Annotated in this window: 14 protein-coding genes and 7 tRNA genes; 5 read left to right on the top strand and 16 right to left on the bottom strand. The window is 43.2% G+C overall.

The features are described 5' to 3' along the window. Nucleotides 1–30: 30 nt before the first annotated feature. The 3 genes from ACHAL6_RS13215 (at nucleotide 31) to ACHAL6_RS13205 (ending at nucleotide 2,689) form a co-directional block, all read left to right on the top strand. Nucleotides 31–582 carry a hypothetical protein gene (locus tag ACHAL6_RS13215; RefSeq protein WP_395271135.1) on the top strand — a complete coding sequence of 184 codons (552 nt, stop codon included), beginning with the start codon at nucleotides 31–33 and terminating at the stop codon, nucleotides 580–582. A gap of 122 nt (nucleotides 583–704) precedes the next feature. After that, nucleotides 705–1,703 (top strand): DnaD domain protein, encoded by a 999-nt coding sequence (locus ACHAL6_RS13210; protein ID WP_395271134.1) that lies wholly within the window; start codon nucleotides 705–707, stop codon nucleotides 1,701–1,703. Further along, entirely contained in the window at nucleotides 1,700–2,689 is a 990-nt protein-coding gene (locus ACHAL6_RS13205; protein ID WP_395271133.1) for an ATP-binding protein, read from the top strand. The genes ACHAL6_RS13210 and ACHAL6_RS13205 overlap by 4 nt, the downstream gene beginning before the upstream one ends. 249 nt (nucleotides 2,690–2,938) lie before the next feature. Here ACHAL6_RS13205 and ACHAL6_RS13200 read toward each other — a convergent pair. The 8 genes from ACHAL6_RS13200 to ACHAL6_RS13165 form a co-directional block, all read right to left on the bottom strand. Continuing rightward, nucleotides 2,939–3,013: transfer RNA gene (locus tag ACHAL6_RS13200), tRNA-Thr, on the bottom strand. 3 nt (nucleotides 3,014–3,016) lie between these two features. Continuing rightward, a tRNA-Asp gene (locus tag ACHAL6_RS13195) sits at nucleotides 3,017–3,093 on the bottom strand. Nucleotides 3,094–3,098: 5 nt separating this feature from the next. Beyond that, nucleotides 3,099–3,174 (bottom strand) — tRNA-Val (locus ACHAL6_RS13190). Between the two features lie 15 nt (nucleotides 3,175–3,189). After that, nucleotides 3,190–3,264, bottom strand: a tRNA-Glu gene (locus tag ACHAL6_RS13185). Between the two features lie 16 nt (nucleotides 3,265–3,280). Further along, nucleotides 3,281–3,357: transfer RNA gene (locus ACHAL6_RS13180), tRNA-Asp, on the bottom strand. A gap of 6 nt (nucleotides 3,358–3,363) precedes the next feature. Next, nucleotides 3,364–3,439, bottom strand: a tRNA-Val gene (locus tag ACHAL6_RS13175). 15 nt (nucleotides 3,440–3,454) lie between these two features. Further along, nucleotides 3,455–3,529, bottom strand: a tRNA-Glu gene (locus ACHAL6_RS13170). A 125-nt stretch (nucleotides 3,530–3,654) separates the two neighbouring features. After that, on the bottom strand, nucleotides 3,655–4,032 hold the full coding sequence (locus ACHAL6_RS13165) for a CoA-binding protein (RefSeq protein ID WP_395271132.1): 378 nt from the start codon (nucleotides 4,030–4,032) through the stop codon (nucleotides 3,655–3,657). Nucleotides 4,033–4,208: 176 nt separating this feature from the next. Between ACHAL6_RS13165 and ACHAL6_RS13160 the strand changes: the two genes are divergently transcribed. Then, nucleotides 4,209–5,459 carry an NAD(P)/FAD-dependent oxidoreductase gene (locus ACHAL6_RS13160; RefSeq protein ID WP_395271131.1) on the top strand — a complete coding sequence of 417 codons (1,251 nt, stop codon included), beginning with the start codon at nucleotides 4,209–4,211 and terminating at the stop codon, nucleotides 5,457–5,459. Nucleotides 5,460–5,519: 60 nt separating this feature from the next. Here ACHAL6_RS13160 and ACHAL6_RS13155 read toward each other — a convergent pair whose 3' ends face one another. Both ACHAL6_RS13155 and ACHAL6_RS13150 read right to left on the bottom strand, forming a co-directional pair. Beyond that, on the bottom strand, nucleotides 5,520–6,311 hold the full coding sequence (locus ACHAL6_RS13155; protein ID WP_395271130.1) for an alpha/beta hydrolase: 792 nt from the start codon (nucleotides 6,309–6,311) through the stop codon (nucleotides 5,520–5,522). Between the two features lie 113 nt (nucleotides 6,312–6,424). Next, on the bottom strand, nucleotides 6,425–7,711 hold the full coding sequence (locus ACHAL6_RS13150) for an adenylosuccinate synthase (protein ID WP_395271129.1): 1,287 nt from the start codon (nucleotides 7,709–7,711) through the stop codon (nucleotides 6,425–6,427). A 282-nt stretch (nucleotides 7,712–7,993) separates the two neighbouring features. On the opposite strand from ACHAL6_RS13150, the gene pgsA reads away from it, so the two are divergent. Beyond that, the gene (gene pgsA, locus ACHAL6_RS13145; protein ID WP_395271128.1) at nucleotides 7,994–8,536 is read left to right on the top strand and encodes a CDP-diacylglycerol--glycerol-3-phosphate 3-phosphatidyltransferase; all 543 of its coding nucleotides are present in this window, start codon (nucleotides 7,994–7,996) and stop codon (nucleotides 8,534–8,536) included. Between the two features lie 69 nt (nucleotides 8,537–8,605). Here the strand turns inward: pgsA and ACHAL6_RS13140 are convergent, their stop codons facing one another. The 6 genes from ACHAL6_RS13140 to ACHAL6_RS13115 form a co-directional block, all read right to left on the bottom strand. Beyond that, nucleotides 8,606–9,040: a bis(5'-nucleosyl)-tetraphosphatase gene (locus ACHAL6_RS13140; RefSeq protein WP_395271127.1), complete on the bottom strand. Its 435-nt coding sequence runs from the start codon at nucleotides 9,038–9,040 to the stop codon at nucleotides 8,606–8,608. 127 nt (nucleotides 9,041–9,167) lie between these two features. Further along, the gene (locus ACHAL6_RS13135; RefSeq protein ID WP_395271126.1) at nucleotides 9,168–10,502 is read right to left on the bottom strand and encodes a replicative DNA helicase; all 1,335 of its coding nucleotides are present in this window, start codon (nucleotides 10,500–10,502) and stop codon (nucleotides 9,168–9,170) included. Between the two features lie 14 nt (nucleotides 10,503–10,516). Continuing rightward, on the bottom strand, nucleotides 10,517–12,397 hold the full coding sequence (gene lonC, locus ACHAL6_RS13130) for a Lon family ATP-dependent protease (RefSeq protein ID WP_395271125.1): 1,881 nt from the start codon (nucleotides 12,395–12,397) through the stop codon (nucleotides 10,517–10,519). Between the two features lie 12 nt (nucleotides 12,398–12,409). After that, nucleotides 12,410–12,853 (bottom strand): 50S ribosomal protein L9, encoded by a 444-nt coding sequence (gene rplI / locus ACHAL6_RS13125; RefSeq protein WP_207600149.1) that lies wholly within the window; start codon nucleotides 12,851–12,853, stop codon nucleotides 12,410–12,412. Further along, nucleotides 12,850–14,817 carry a DHH family phosphoesterase gene (locus tag ACHAL6_RS13120; RefSeq protein ID WP_395271124.1) on the bottom strand — a complete coding sequence of 656 codons (1,968 nt, stop codon included), beginning with the start codon at nucleotides 14,815–14,817 and terminating at the stop codon, nucleotides 12,850–12,852. Before ACHAL6_RS13120 ends, rplI begins: the two co-directional genes overlap by 4 nt. A gap of 25 nt (nucleotides 14,818–14,842) precedes the next feature. Next, nucleotides 14,843–15,847 (bottom strand): DUF2232 domain-containing protein, encoded by a 1,005-nt coding sequence (locus ACHAL6_RS13115; RefSeq protein ID WP_395271123.1) that lies wholly within the window; start codon nucleotides 15,845–15,847, stop codon nucleotides 14,843–14,845. Nucleotides 15,848–15,895 lie beyond the last annotated feature (48 nt).

The raw sequence follows: 15,895 nt of genomic DNA, 5'->3' as shown, positions 1-15,895 counted from the left end.
GAAAAAAAACACATGCGGAGGCAGCAGTAGATGAAATATTATCTCGTAGCACTTCTGGACAAGGAATCAGGTAAAGTCATAGAAAGTTCCACCAGAAATCTCATAAAAAAAATTAAACCGAAAAAGAAAACCTCATTTTACGGTGTTGTTCTTGAAACCATCGAAGATCCGGATCTGTCAAAGCTTGAAGAAATCATCAGTGATATCTCAAGACCCATCCGATATTTCAAAATCGATGTACAAGGCAATCTGTCCTTCGATGAAAGCACCAGGACCATCGGCCTTCAAGTGAATAACTTCGGGTATGTGAAGAGCCTCTCCCGTAATTTTAACACAATGCTTGGACTCCATGGCTTTAAAGTCAGAGAAGAAGAGGAAATTGAATCCAAAGATTCTGTGCAGCTTGTGCTGTTTAACGGTGGAATCACAAAGGACCTTGCAAGTTTCCAGAATGTGCTGAGAAAAAATGCAGGCAGCAAATTCAAAGTCGACAGATTTCAGCTCTGGAAGAACTTCAACTTCAGAAAAGATTCAGTAGTTGCCACCATCCCACTGAAAGATCCCAATGTCATATCTAAATAATTGCTGTGGGGCCTAAAAAGGCCCCACATTTTTAGCCGCAGTTTCAGAAAATTTGTCTGGAGATGAATTTTCATGCTGTTATTTGTTATAATTTTCTTATCACAGGAACGAGGAGATAATAAATGAGCACCATTATGCTTAGACCATATAAATCGAATGTTGTCACTTTATCCGCGAATTTCGTGGATTATTATATGCCCAAAGCAAGAGGCGAATACGTCAAGGTGTACATCACTCTTCTTCGCTATACTCAGATCGGAGAAGACGGTGTTTCCACCAGTTTTCTTGCGGATATTTTAGGACTTCTGGAAACCGATGTGCTGAAAGCACTGGAGTACTGGGATCAGGTGGGACTCCTCTCCCTCCATACCATTGATGCCCATGGCAGCATGTCTGTGGAAATCAAGGAAAGCCAGAGTCTGGTGAATCCGCTGATTTCCAAATCGGAAACAGCAAAGAAAACAGAAGCGAAAGCGCCCTCTGCCAAAGAGGCTGAAAAGCCCTCTGAACCGATGCATCCCATGCTTCAGGAAATATCCATGCTCATGGGTCGACCTCTGTCTTCCTCGGAAGCGGAGAAATTTCTCTACTTCAAGGATAAATATGGACTCTCCGAAGAAGTGATCATTCTGATGGTTCAGCACTGTGTGCTGAAAGGAAAGACCAGCATGAAATACATCGAGACCGTCGCCATCAACTGGGACAGTCAGGGCATCAAGACAGCAGAACTTGCACAGCAGAACATCAAAAAACATGAAGAGAAATGGACGAATTACAGAAAGGTCCTGACGTATCTTGGCATCAATGACCGGGATGTACCGAAGCCTCAGGAAGATCTGCTTGAGAAGTGGTTCTATACCTACGGTTTCACCACAGATATGATCCTGAAGGCATGCGATATCAGCTTCAACACTTTAGGAAAAGTGGAAATGGGCTATATCAACGGGATATTGAGATCCTGGATGAACGACGACATCAAAACGCTCCAGGATATCGAGAAGAATGAGAAGAAGCCCAGAAAATCCAAGACAAGAAAAGCACAGAACCAGAACAAAGATTTCACGGAGCGTGAATACGATTATGACGATCTTGAAAGAAAGCTATTGGGGTGGGATAAATGATCAAAGGCTACCATGGCCTCATCATGAAGAAATATGAGGAACTGAGAGAAAAAGAAAAACTCGCATTACTGAAAAGAAAAGAAGAAGTGGAAAGAAAGGCTCCTGAACTTGCTCAGATAGAAAACAGGATTGCCAGGCTCAGTATGGAACTGGCCATGATGAATTTCAAGAAGAATGTGGACTATCAGGAAGAATTTCCGAAGCTGAAAAACGAAATCACGGAGCTGAGAGCAAACAGGCTAGAGATTCTAAGCAGTCTTGGCTATCCACTGGACTATCTCGAACATCACTACACCTGCAGTAAATGTCAGGATACCGGGTACATCAGGCAGGATAAGTGTTCCTGTTACAAGAAGAACCTCATCGATGTCTACCACCGCACATCGGATTTCAATGATCTCATCAGAGAATACACCTTCGACAACTTCAAGCTTGATCTTTATGAGAGAGAAGAGGGTTCTTATCCCCTGTCACCGAAGGAAAACATGTCCAACATACTGGAAGCTTCCTTAAGCTATATCCGCAGCTTCAGAACCACAAGCAGTAATCTTCTGTTCTATGGTAGCCCCGGAACCGGAAAAACCTTCCTTTCCAGCTGCATAGCCAAAGAACTGCTGGATGCAGGATTTCTCGTGGTCTATCGAACAGCAGATGGTCTAATTCAGAATCTGAAAGAGGTCAAGTTCAATGACAATGTGGAGCTTCTGGAACTCCTTCTGAACTGCGATCTGCTCATCATCGACGATCTGGGGACAGAACTCAGCACCGAATTTTCCAAAGTGGAGCTTTTCAATTTCCTGAATTCAAAGCTTCTGAGAAAAAAGAAGATGATCATATCCACAAATCTGACACTGGAGAACCTGAAGAACAAATACGATGAACGTATCTATTCCCGCCTGGTGGGAGACTTCAACCTGTATAAGTTCCTGGGTCAGGATCTGAGAATTAAAAAGAATCATGAAAGAACAAAGAAAGCCTGGGGTTAACCCGGGCTTTCTTCTTTATTGACCTGACCACTGCGACTCAATTGCAGATTCTGGTCTATTATTGCAGTCTGATCATGAAAAGTTATCCACACACTCTTGCTCATTTCCGGTCCGTTTAAACACCTGTTTGTGGATAACTCGGGTATAACCCCCAGGTTTTCCACAGATTGATAACATTTTCTTGTTGAAATCAAGACCAGATCCGTTTTCGGGCAATAAAAAAAACTCACTATAAAAGTGAGTTTCCACTGGAGCTGGTGAACGGAATCGAACCATCAACCTGCTGATTACAAATCAGCTGCTCTACCATTGAGCCACACCAGCAAGTGGCGACCCAGAAGGGACTCGAACCCTCGACCTCCGGCGTGACAGGCCGGCACTCTAACCAACTGAGCCACTGGGCCATGTATGGTGGGAACAACAGGGATCGAACCTGTGACCCTCTGCTTGTAAGGCAGATGCTCTCCCAGCTGAGCTATGCTCCCATACCTTAAAGAAAATGGTGACCCCTAGGGGACTCGAACCCCTGATACCACCGTGAAAGGGTGGTGTCTTAACCGCTTGACCAAGGGGCCTTAAGTTAAATTGAAATGGCGACCCAGAAGGGACTCGAACCCTCGACCTCCGGCGTGACAGGCCGGCACTCTAACCAACTGAGCCACTGGGCCATGTAATGGTGGGAACAACAGGGATCGAACCTGTGACCCTCTGCTTGTAAGGCAGATGCTCTCCCAGCTGAGCTATGCTCCCATACCTTAAAGAAAATGGTGACCCCTAGGGGACTCGAACCCCTGATACCACCGTGAAAGGGTGGTGTCTTAACCGCTTGACCAAGGGGCCATATCGCCATTAATTTCTTTATTCATTTAGGTCAGAATTAGCTTGGGTGTTAACCTGACAAAGACTATAATACCTAACATTTAACAGACTGTCAACATTTTTTTGCAAAAAACTTTTAGAGCTTCCTAATAACTCAGTTCCACCAATGTGCACCCTTCCACATATTCCATTCCATTATTTTCACAGAACTCTCTGATCTCATGACTTCTCGCTCCTGGCTGAGCCATAATCATTTTGATTCCGTACTCATGTGCGTCCTTCACGATTTCAAAGCCTCTTCTTGGATTGATCACTAGATTCAGCACTTCAAACTTTTCTTCTCTGTCATTAAGCTCGCTGAAGGAATTGATCACATCTTCCTTTTCATCCAGAGGATGCATCCCCACTACGTTATATCCTCTTTTGATCAGTTTATTGTATATTCTTCCGGCATATTTCGTCTGATTATGTACATCACCAGCTACTACCCAATTCTTATACTCCATTAATTTACTTGCATCCAAAATTTATTCCTCCTAACAGAAAGTCAGAAAACAATTACAAACCTGTAAATTAATTATATCCTCAATGATTTCATATTTCCACACTTTAGGCAATTTAGACCAAACAAAGTGCCCCAAAGACATTTTCCACTTCTTATATTATAATGAGGAATAAATAATCCAAATGAGGTATCGATATGGAAAAACATGAAATCATAATTGTAGGTGGCGGCGCTTCCGGTGTCTACCTTTCTCTTCTTCTGGCTGACTATGGAAAAGATGTCCTGCTCCTGGAATCCAAGGATAGAATCCTGAAGAAACTTCTGACAACCGGCAATGGACGCTGCAACATCACCAATGAAACTGTTATGGATAAGATCAGTGATATGTATACAAGCGAAAACAGCGCATATGATTTTTCACCCCTTCGAGAATACGATCTTGAAGACACATTGAACTATTTTTCAAGTCTAGGCCTTAATCTGACTACTCTGGAGGATCATAAGATGTATCCCCACTCTCTTCAGTCTTCATCCGTGGTGGATCTCTTAAGACTGTCTCTTGAGGAAAAGGAAGTGCACCTGAATCTGAATGAAAAAGTAACTGATGTCAAAAAGAAGGGAAAAACCTTCCTTGTTACAACAACCGTATCTCAGTATGCGTGCGACAAGCTTGTCATAAGTTCTGGTGGTATGGCTGCACCTGGAACAGGCTCTGACGGATCCATGTACAAGATCCTGCGGGGCTTAGGACACCATATCATTACACCTATGCCCTCTCTGGTGCAGATGAAGCTTTCCCACCCTTCTCTTAAAGCACTGAGCGGAGTGAAAATCAATGGAACAGCTGCGCTTTTGATGAATGAAGCTGTACTTCGAACAGAAGAGGGAGAGCTGCTCTTTACAGATTACGGAATATCAGGACCACCCATTCTCCAGCTGTCCAGGTTCCTTCACCCTCATCTTCAGGAAGGAAAAGGACTCCTCCTGAGCCTGGATTTCTTTCCGGAGAAAAGCGCTGAGGAAGTAAAAGAGATCATCCTCAATCATGCCGCATTATTCAGCTACCGTTCGTCCATGGACGTATTCAAGAGCCTTCTTCCCAGCAAGCTCATCCCTGTTCTCCTTCGAGAATCCGGTCTGGAGAGGCCTTCCACTGTCATCGGCGAAGTGGAACCGATTCATCTGATCAGACTGGCACAGCTTCTAAAGGAATGGACCTTCCCTGTAACAGGAACGCAGGGATTCAATATGGCGCAGGGAACGTACGGTGGAGTTGATACAAAAGAAGTCCGAAGCACCCTTGAATCAAAAAAAGTGCAGGATCTGTACCTTACAGGTGAGGTATTAGACGTTCTGGGCGCCTGCGGAGGATTCAACCTCCAATGGGCCTGGTCCACTGCCGGAACTGTCATGAAGGCGCTGACGGGCCAAATGGATGACCGGTAGAATCTTCATCAGAACAGTGGAGACAAAGAGCAGCATCTCAGTCTCCACTGTTTTTTTGCATCATTTATCGTGCAGCCATTTCAGGAACTGAGGCATAAAGCTTGCCCATACCTCTTCATGATGTGTTTTTCCTACAGCGATAGTAAGGCTGATTCTGCTGTAATCTGCTCCTCTTTCAAGAAGCGCTCTCAGATAGTTCAGGGTATTGTCCACATAGATCTGCGAGTTCTCGATATCCACTTTTCCTGTCTTTTCGTCACGACTCTCCTCGGTGCCCACCTGTATGAAAAATCTCATATCTTTGAAATCGCCTTCCTCATTGAGCATCTTCAGAAAAGGCTTCTCCGATACCCACGAAGCAAGCGAGAATACACCAAGTGAAGAGAAAATTTCAGGGTATTTTGCACCTATGTAAGCGGTGATCAGTCCCCCCATGGAGCTGCCTGCGAGAAATCTGTCCTCTCTATTCCTTGAGATGGGATATTTCTCTTCGACTTGAGGAATGAGTTCTTCCACAAGAAAGGCTGCAAATTCATTCCCCTTTCCTTCAGAGCTGTAGATCTCGTCTTTAAAAGGCCAGGGACCGTACTCATCCAGTCTGTTTTCACCTGCATTGTCTATGGCTACAATGATCAGCGGTTTTATGATTTTCTCCCGCACTAGCTTCTCCACCGCGTTTTCCACGTCCCATGTGACCCCTGCAAATGAATCTTTCTTGTCGAATATGTTCTGTCCATCAAAAAGATACAGCACGGGATATTTCTCGCCGGGCTGATTATCCTCGGGCAATGCAATTCTGATCTTGCGCAAACGCGCATCATGCATTCTGATTTCAATATTTTCTCGTTTCATGTGATACTTCTCCTCTCTGCAGTTTCCTTCATTATATCAGGCACTGGAGAAGTCAGGACATGAAAATACCGATGCAGCAACCACTTCTGGTTTTGCATCGGTACAGTTTCATTCTATAAATCGTCTTTCTGGAAGGTCTGGTCTCTTCTAGGTCCCACAGAAATTATGGAACACTTGATTTCAAGCAGTTCTTCAATTCTCTCGATGTATTTTTTCGCATTATCCGGCATCTCTTCATAGCTCTTTGCCTTTGAAACAGAGTCATCCCAGCCATCAAAATCTTCATACACCGGTTCGCATAAGGCAAGGTCAGCAAGGCTTGCAGGAACATAATCTATGACCTGATCACCAAGGCGGTACCCTACACATATTCTGATCTTCTCAAGGCCTGCCAGCGTATCGATTTTTGTCAGGACCAGTGATGTGAGTCCGGATACCCTGATTGAGGTTTTAACGATGACTAGATCCAGCCATCCGCATCTTCTGCTTCTTCCTGTTGTGGTTCCGTATTCATGCCCTTTTTCTCTGATCCATTCACCTGTTTCATCTTCCAGTTCCGTCGGAAACGGTCCTTTACCCACTCTCGTGGTATAGGCCTTTGTGACGCCTACAGCCTTTTCGATGGTGTTGGGTCCGATACCTGAACCTGCTGCCACCCCTCCGGCTGTTGTATTGGATGATGTGACATAGGGATAGGTTCCATAGTCAATGTCAAGAAGCATTCCCTGAGCTCCTTCGAAAAGAATCTTCTTCTTCTTTTTCATCTCTTCATAAAGAACGACTGAAGTATCTCTCACAAATGGTTTCAGTCTTTCTCCAAGCGCTTTGTAGGAGTGATAGACTTCTTCAGCGTTCAGGGGCTCTCCACCCAGAATCTGTGTGATATACCTGTTCTTCTCTTCCAGATTCAGTTCGATTTTTTCTTTCAGGACTTCAGGGTGCATCAAGTCACATACCCTGATTCCGGATCTTTCCACCTTGTCTGTGTATGCTGGTCCGATCCCCTTTCCTGTGGTTCCTATGTCATTTTTTCCTCTCGCCTTTTCTTTCAGCTGATCCAGCACCTTATGATATGGCATGATCACATTGGCTCTGTCACTGACGATGAGATTGTCCGCACTGATTGTAAGACCTGTTTCCTCAAGATATTCCACTTCCTTGAAGAAAGCAGTCGGGTCCAGCACAACTCCATTACCGATGATGTTCAGTTTTTTACCATGTATGATTCCTGAAGGAATCAGATGGAGCTTATACTGTTTTTCTCCTACTTCTACTGTATGACCAGCATTGTTTCCGCCTTGAAATCTCACGACCACTTCTGCGGTTTCCGCCAGATAGTCGGTGATTTTCCCTTTCCCTTCGTCTCCCCACTGAGCTCCTAAAATAACTAAAGTTGACATAAGTTTACCTCCGATACAAATTAACAGTCTTATCTTAACAGAAACGTACGTTAACATCAATTTTATTTTTATCATATGGTACATACAGAACGCTTACTATTACACGAATATTATCATCTGTATTTTGACCGAATGTACAGGTTTCTTCTCTGTATTGTTCTCATTTTTATGGTGTAATCAGGACAAAAGGCCCTTCTTTCAGGTATAATATACTTAACAGAAATATCAAATAATTAAAGCGATAAGTCAGATATCACCTTGTCTCCTGAAGGAGTGGCGAAGATGAAACTAGAAAAAAATTCAAGCAACCTGAATCTTCCTAATTTAATAACTTTATTCAGGATCTTTCTGATTCCGATATTCCTCTATGTCTATTTCAGAAATCCCGAAGATAACCTGCTTTATTCAGTGGTGATTTTCTTCATTGCAGGATTTTCCGATTTTCTGGACGGCTATCTGGCACGAAAAAGCAATCTGGTAACACCATTTGGAACAGTCATGGATCCTTTAGCAGATAAGCTGATGCTCCTTACAGCCATCGTTTCCTATGCAGTCACTGGCGTGATTCCCTATATCATTCTGATACTGGTAGGAATCAGGGAGACCTTCATGATCTTAGGTGGCATCGTCGTTTACAAATGGGGAATCATAAACCCTGCAAATAAACTAGGAAAGTTTGTAACCTTCTCCTTCTATATCGGTATATTCACCCTGCTGTTCAATAAATCTCTGGGAACCATATTTTTATTCATGTCAGCAGCACTCGGATTCATGGCAGGCTTAAGCTATGTCAAGACTACTCTAGACAAGAAAAAGAATCGATGAAAATCATTTATACGTGAAATCAAAAAGCAAGTGCCTTGGATGGCACTTGCTTTTCAGCTTATCTGGTTATCAGTCTTCATTCGCCTGCAGATAGGTATCAATAAACTGTTTTGCAGTTTTGATGATTTCTCTGCTTTCTTTGAATGTGATTCTTTCTCTTGCCTCTTCATAAGGAAGATACTCATACTCCATCACTTCATCTTCCTGTATGGATACTTTGCCCATGGAGAATCCCAGATAGAATGTCACAGTCTTCTCCACGCCAGGTACAGGCGAATATCTTGATTTCTCTTTGAAACCATCAATGAGTCTCACCTTCAATCCTGTTTCTTCCAGAACTTCACGGATTGCAGTCTCACGATCCGTCTCATCATTCTCCTTATGTCCTTTCGGAAAATCCCAATGCGCTCCATTCTGATGCTTGATCAGCAGAAATTCGCCCTTTTCATTGATGATGACAGCTCCATAGGATTTTTCCTTGGTTTTACCTAAATTTCTAACCACACTTACCTCCATCGTTTTACACATAAACTGACTGGATATTATATATTCTACTTTTATTATACTCCATATTCAGAAAAGTAGCAGGCCTGATATCATCAGACCTGCTGCATAAATTTCTATTGATGGATCAGTAATCCTGGTGAACCATGTCAAGCCTTGCAAATTTGGAGTATTGGCCAAGCCATGCCATTTTCACAGTGCCCACCGGTCCGTTTCTCTGCTTTGCGATAATACATTCTGCAATATTCTTGTCTTCCGTATCCTGGTTATAATACTCATCTCTGTAAAGGAACATGACAAGGTCTGCATCCTGCTCTATGGAGCCAGACTCTCTTAGGTCCGACAGCATCGGTCTGTGGTCCGCACGCTGCTCTGGAGCTCTGGAGAGCTGAGAAAGGGCAATGACGGGACAGGACATCTCTTTTGCCAGTGCTTTGATGGAACGGGAGATTTCCGATACTTCCTGCTGTCTGCTTTCGCCTTTTCCGCTCATCAGCTGGAGATAGTCGATCATGATCAGATCTATACCGCTTTCCAGCTTCAGTCTTCTGCATTTGGATCTCATCTCGGTGACGGATATTCCTGCAGTGTCATCAATATAGATCTTCGCCTGCGAGAGAGGTCCGGAAGCTCTTGCTATGTTTTCCCAGTCTTTGTCATCCAGATCTCCGTTTCGAAGCTTCGTCAGTTCCACATTGGCCTCTGAACAGAGAAATTTATATGCCAGCTGATCCATGGACATTTCAAGAGAAAAAATCGCAACTGATTTTCCCTCACGAAGAGCCGCATATTCAGCCAGATTCAGCGCAAATGTTGTCTTACCCATGGAGGGTCTTGCCGCAATCAGAACCATGTCCCCTTTCTGAAAACCGGATGTCATTCGGTCAAGCTCAGGGAAAGGGGTGGAAACTCCTGTAGTGGTTCCCTTGTTGTTGAATACTCTTTCAATTTCAACAAACCCTCTCTCGAGAATTGTACTGATAGGTTCAAAACCACCCGTATTTCTCTTCTCCGCAATGTTGAAGATTCTCTTTTCGGCATCTTCCACTACAACGTCCACTTCATCCTGTTTGGAGTAACTGTCATCCATGATTTCAGTGGATGCTCTGATCAGTCTTCTCAGCATCGCTTTGTCTGAAACAATCTTGATATAGGAGGACAGGTTCAGCGTTGTCGGTACAGATGAAGCCAGCTCAGTAAGATAGCTGATTCCGCCCACATAATCAATTTTATCGATGGATTTAAGATGGTCTGCCAGGGTGACCAGATCTATGGGCACATCTCTTGTGAAGAGATCAAGAATCCCCTGAAAGATGATTCTATGTCCATCTCTGTGAAAATCATCCGCATGGAGCTTTTCCAGTACTGTCGCGATGGCATTTTTATCCAGGATCATGGACCCAATCACAGACTGCTCTGCTTCTTGGTTATTGGGCATTATTCGTAGGGGTCTGTTCTCCATGAATTTTCTTCTCCTTATTCCAATACAATTTCAAGCAGTTCTTCAATATCTTTCACTGAAGTCACTTTAATATCTTCCATGCCAGTGGGAACATCGTTTCTGTTATCGTGAGGTACAATCACATGCTTGATGCCTTTTCTTCTTGCACCATATACTTTTTCAAAAATTCCGCCCACGGGCTTCACTTTGCCTCGTATGGATATTTCTCCGGTTACTGCTGTATCCTGCCTGATCGGTCTGTTCAGAAGTGCAGAGATGATACACACTGTGATGGCTGCTCCTGCGGAGGGACCATCAATCTTAGCTCCTCCAATGACATTCACATGGATGTCATAGTCACTCATGTCTTTACCGGTGATTTTTCTGATGACCGATGCCGCATTGAATACGGAATCTTTCGCCATACTTCCGGCAGTATCATTGAACCTTACCACACCTTTACCCTTCTGCTTGGATTCATAGACCATGGTTTCAATCTCCAGTGTGGATCCCACGAATCCAGATACAGCGAGTCCGTAAATGTGTCCTACTTCCCATTCATTATCATTTGAGATAATCTCATAGGGAGCGACACGGGCAATCTTGATGATCTCTTCCACGTCTTTTACCGTCACCGTGATTCTCTTGTTCTCTTCGATTCTGCCTTCATAAAGAATCGCACCATACGCATCTGCAAGCAGATTGATGGCTTTACGTCCTTCAATGGTGTAATTGGATATAAGCTCAGCTGCACCCTTCTCAAGGTCGATCTGAAGCTTCTCAGCCGCATCCTCTACAATTCTCACGATATCTTTTGAGGTCAGTGGTTCAAAGAACACTTCCGTGCATCTTGAACGTAGTGCTGGGCTGATATCACCTGGTTCTCTTGTCGTTGCACCGATCAGGACAAAATCCGCAGGTGCCCCTCGATCAAACAGATACTTCACATACTGGGGTGTGTTGTCATCATCAGGATCATAATAAGCGGAAGAGAATTCCACACGTTTATCTTCTAAAACTTTCAGCAGTTTATTCTGCAGAATCTCATCCAGTTCTCCGATTTCATCTATGAACAGTACACCTCCATGAGCTTCTGTTACAAGTCCCAGTTTCGGTTCCGGAATTCCACCTTCAGCCAGATCTCTCTTGCTGCCCTGATAGATGGGGTCATGGACCGAACCCAGTAATGGATTCGTGATTTCTCTTGGATCCCATCGGAGTGTTGTTCCATTCACTTCAACAAACTTGGCATCTTCTTCATAGGGTGTGAAACTGAGTTTCTTTGCTTCGTTCAGAGCGATTCGCGCTGCTGTGGTTTTTCCTACTCCTGGAGGTCCGTAAAGAATGATGTGCTGAGGATATGGCGAGGAAATTTTAGACAGCAGTGATTTCACTGCCCGTTCCTGACCTATGATCTCATCGAACTGTTCCGGTCTCAGTAATGCCTGAAGATTCTTCGAAAGATGCTTCTGATCCAGCTCAAGAAGCTCTTCGAACTTCTTGCTTGTTTTCGCATTCTCTGGACCTTTCTTCTTTCTCAGGACATTCAGTCTCATCTCATCGATGTACTTATCCTGTTTGTCCATGAGTTCTTTTTCCACTTCTTCTTCCACTTTGCGCTGAACATAGTTTCTTGCTATGATTTCAGAAATCCACTTATTGGTGTCTTCCACCATCTGAACAAGGTTATCCTCTTCAGGCATAGCCAAGGCTGACATCCCGTCTGAAGCGATCTTATTGACAGCATAAGCCCTGTGAAGCGTATCACCCGTCAAATGTTTCTGCAGTTTGTATTTGCTGATTCTTGCTTTTACAGCACCCTTGTCCAGGACATTTTCAAGAATGTCCAGCTGAACATTGATTTCTGCCAGAATATCATTGTCCTCATAGAAGGGTCTATTTGTTGAATTATTCAAATCATTGCTCCTTTAGTCTTCCTGAACAGTTACTTTAAGCTTTGTACTGATTTCAGGATAAATCTTGACTTCAACATCATAGCTTCCTACAAGCTTGATGGTGTTCATCAGGACTTTCTTCTTATCAATGTCAGTTCCAAAAGTCTTGTTTAATAGTTCAGTCACATCTTTATTTGTTATCGCTCCGAAAAGTCTTCCGTTATCTCCGACTTTTGTTTTGATTACAAGTTCCTTGTTTCTCATCTGATCTGCAATCTTCTGCGCAGCTTCCGTTTCTTCCAGCTTGATTCTTCTCTCGTTCTCTTTTTTGAGATTTACGATGTGCAGATTATCCGGTGTAGCCTCCTGTGCAAGTTTTCTTGGAAACAGATAATTTCTTGCATATCCATCTGAAGCTTCCACCACATCTCCCTTTTTACCCATGTTCTTTACGTCTTTCAGTAGTATGATCTTCATAAATTACTCTCCTCTTTCCTATGTTTATTGATTGCTTCATAGAGCTCCTCATATGCTTCTTCCATGGATATGTCAGCAAGTCTTGCTCCTGCCATGGTCATATGACCTCCACCACCTAATTCTTCCAGAATCAGTTGCACATTCAGCTCCTTGATTGATCTTCCATTAATTATTATATCATTATCTTGTGCAGTTAGGACAAAAGCTCCATTAATGTCTTTGAAATTTGAAAGCTCATCCGCAGCCTGTGCTGAAATCAGGATATCCGTTGTCTCATAAACCTTTGCAATGGCAATTTTGTCTATGATTTCCGCATTACGTATGATCTCAGATTTCATGTTGAAGCTTTCAAGGTCAGAAGCGAACATTTCACGGACTTCAACCGTTCTGGCGCCTTGTCTTTTCAGAAAGGATGCAGCTTCAAAGGTTCTCACCCCTGTTTTGAAGTTGAAGCTCTTGGTATCTACCCGAATTCCTGCAAATAGAGCTTCTGCTTCGAGAATGGACATCTCCGGTTTTTCAAAAACATACTGTATCAGTTCTGTCACAAGCTCTGAAGTGGACGATGCATAGGTTTCAATATAGGAAAGCATTGCACCTGTGATCTGATCCGGAGTTCTTCTGTGATGATCGATGATGACGATTTTTTCAAACTTATCGATGACATTCTGGTCGAGCACATAGTTGTTCGCATGGACATCCACAATGATCAGTGTATCCTGAGGCTTTATTTTAGCCAGGGCTCTCTGTACGGATATGATATCTTCCTTGTACTCCTCGACCTCCATGAACTTATTGTATACAGGCAGAATGTTGACATAGGGTTCTTCGTTTATGATCATGGCTTTCTTTCCAAGACCTCTGGCTATGACTTTTATGCCTACTGCAGCACCAAAACAGTCCATATCCGGATTCTTATGACCCATGATGTATATTTTATGGCTGTCCTGTATGATGTCTTTCAGAACATTGGACACGACTCTTGATCGAACCCTGGATTTCTTCTCGATCTCTTTTGATGAACCCCCATAAAAAGACAAATTCTCCGGTGTCTTGATGACAACCTGGTCTCCACCTCTGCCAAGGGCCAGTTCTTTGGCTGCTTTAGACAGACTCTGATTTTCTTCAGGAGAAGCTCCGCCTTTCCCGATTCCAATACTGAGGGTAGGCTCCAGTGAATTTCCATGATCAATACTTTTAATGCTGTCCAGAACCTGGAACTTCTTTCTGATCTGTTCATTCACGAAGTACTCCGGTACCACCATCATGAATTTGCTGGCTTCGTATTTCCTTACCATGGCTTTCATCTCATGCCCATATGCATAGATGAAATTCTCGATTTCAGCTAAAAGAAACGGTTTCTTTTCCGTGTCTATACTTGCCATCAGATCACTGTAGTTATCAACTTCCACAGACAGGACACAGGAAAGTTTTGTTTCCGCTTCCTTGATCAGAGATATATCATTGAATACGAGAATACGCAGGTGCTCTTCAAATTCATCTACTGCATGATCCACCGGAATGACCATGATATGATATTCCTTGTTATTGATTTTTGCTTCTACATACCCATTGTCATTAAGCGTAAGAATTTCTTCCTTGCTCTTGGATGTGATCTCTTCCAATCTGAAATTATGATTCTTTTTCTCAAAGAGATTCAAAGATTCCTGGTTATACCAAATGATTTCACCATCATCCCTGATCACTACGATTGGTACACTGGTTTTCTCGATGGTATGCACTACGGATTCTCTCATCTTTGCTATGAGATCAATAACGAACTTTTCCCATCTCTTTTTCTTGTAGGTATCCAGTGCATTCAGGTAGATGATCATCAATGCAAACACAACAAGAAGTCCCGTAGCGATAATCCATTGTCCCAGTACAAAGAGGACCAGGATTGCCACAGAAATGATCAGGCTGTATAAATAATCACTCTTTCTGAACTCATAATATTTTTTCATGCCTGCCCCTCGTTTCAATTGAATATTATTTCGTATTGTTGCTCTTGCTCTTGATTATGGAATAAAGACCATTCTCTGTCAGTCTTCTGAAGTCAAATGCACTGTCTATCACACCGATAATGGATATGACTGATACAAGACTGGAGAAGAGGATGAAAAACAGTATGACGATCCTGAATACTTTAGGATATTTCAGTTTCGTTTCCATATAGTAACTGATCAGAGAAATCCCTCCAACGGTTCCGGCTATGGTAAACAGATTATTTCCCATCAGCATGATTCCTTCTCCCATGGGAACACTGAAATACACAAGCGCAATCCCCAGCATGGCGACCAGCAGTGTTCCAAGAATCACAAATGCATTTGCTTTGATCTCACTCAGTTTAGGTAAGGGCTTTACCTGGATTCCTATTTTTCGGAAGACCACTTCTGATATCTTATAGATGAAAGTAGCAGCGGTCAGAGCATACAATGCAAGCATCGTAGGAATGAAGGAAAGCATCATGTTCACGTTAAGAGACTGGAACATTTCGATGGCCTGGTTATCTTCCATATCCATACCCATGGCTTCGTAGGTCTTTATCACTTCATTTACAGACAGTTTCATATCTTCCACCAGGACAGATGCATATTCCATGATACTGAGGTTGCTGATCAGCATCAGATCTACGGTCACCATGATGCTCACGCCAACTGCCACAGCAGCGGCCAGTACAACGAAGTTGATCAGTGGACTCACATTTTTTTCAATCATGAAAATCAGTCCAGCTCCCATGCAGAAATTCAGCAGCGTCATGGTTACCGCATAGATCGGATTTATGATGATGGATATAAGTGCCAGTGTCACGAAAAATCCTATGATTGCGTTGACCTTTCCACCTTTATGGTAAATCAGCGCAACGATGATTGGTGCCACTGCAAGTGAAACCGTACTGAAAAAAGGTAGTGTGCCTAGTAGTGAGAATATCACGATAAGCGCTACCAGAAGTGCACTTGTGACCAGTTTCTTTGTATTGCTGTTGTTGTTCATTTCTATCTCCATTTTCTGATTTATTCTGTAAAAATTTTCATACCTAAA

Origin of the sequence: Proteiniclasticum sp. C24MP, assembly GCF_043951855.1 — a bacterium.
Taxonomy (GTDB): domain Bacteria; phylum Bacillota; class Clostridia; order Clostridiales; family Clostridiaceae; genus Proteiniclasticum.
The sequence above is the reverse complement of the archived record's forward strand: the minus strand, read 5'-3'. Positions and strand labels throughout refer to the sequence as shown.

Excerpts from the sequence above, each read along its gene's own strand:
- ACHAL6_RS13135 (WP_395271126.1), bottom strand. The coding sequence starts at position 10,502 with ATGGAGAACAGACCCCTACGAATAATGCCCAATAACCAAGAAGCAGAG.
- ACHAL6_RS13160 (WP_395271131.1), top strand. The coding sequence starts at position 4,209 with ATGGAAAAACATGAAATCATAATTGTAGGTGGCGGCGCTTCCGGTGTC.
- ACHAL6_RS13120 (WP_395271124.1), bottom strand. The coding sequence starts at position 14,817 with ATGAAAAAATATTATGAGTTCAGAAAGAGTGATTATTTATACAGCCTG.
- ACHAL6_RS13150 (WP_395271129.1), bottom strand. The coding sequence starts at position 7,711 with ATGTCAACTTTAGTTATTTTAGGAGCTCAGTGGGGAGACGAAGGGAAA.
- ACHAL6_RS13155 (WP_395271130.1), bottom strand. The coding sequence starts at position 6,311 with ATGAAACGAGAAAATATTGAAATCAGAATGCATGATGCGCGTTTGCGC.
- ACHAL6_RS13210 (WP_395271134.1), top strand. The coding sequence starts at position 705 with ATGAGCACCATTATGCTTAGACCATATAAATCGAATGTTGTCACTTTA.
- ACHAL6_RS13215 (WP_395271135.1), top strand. The coding sequence starts at position 31 with ATGAAATATTATCTCGTAGCACTTCTGGACAAGGAATCAGGTAAAGTC.
- pgsA (WP_395271128.1), top strand. The coding sequence starts at position 7,994 with ATGAAACTAGAAAAAAATTCAAGCAACCTGAATCTTCCTAATTTAATA.
- ACHAL6_RS13115 (WP_395271123.1), bottom strand. The coding sequence starts at position 15,847 with ATGAACAACAACAGCAATACAAAGAAACTGGTCACAAGTGCACTTCTG.
- rplI (WP_207600149.1), bottom strand. The coding sequence starts at position 12,853 with ATGAAGATCATACTACTGAAAGACGTAAAGAACATGGGTAAAAAGGGA.
- ACHAL6_RS13205 (WP_395271133.1), top strand. The coding sequence starts at position 1,700 with ATGATCAAAGGCTACCATGGCCTCATCATGAAGAAATATGAGGAACTG.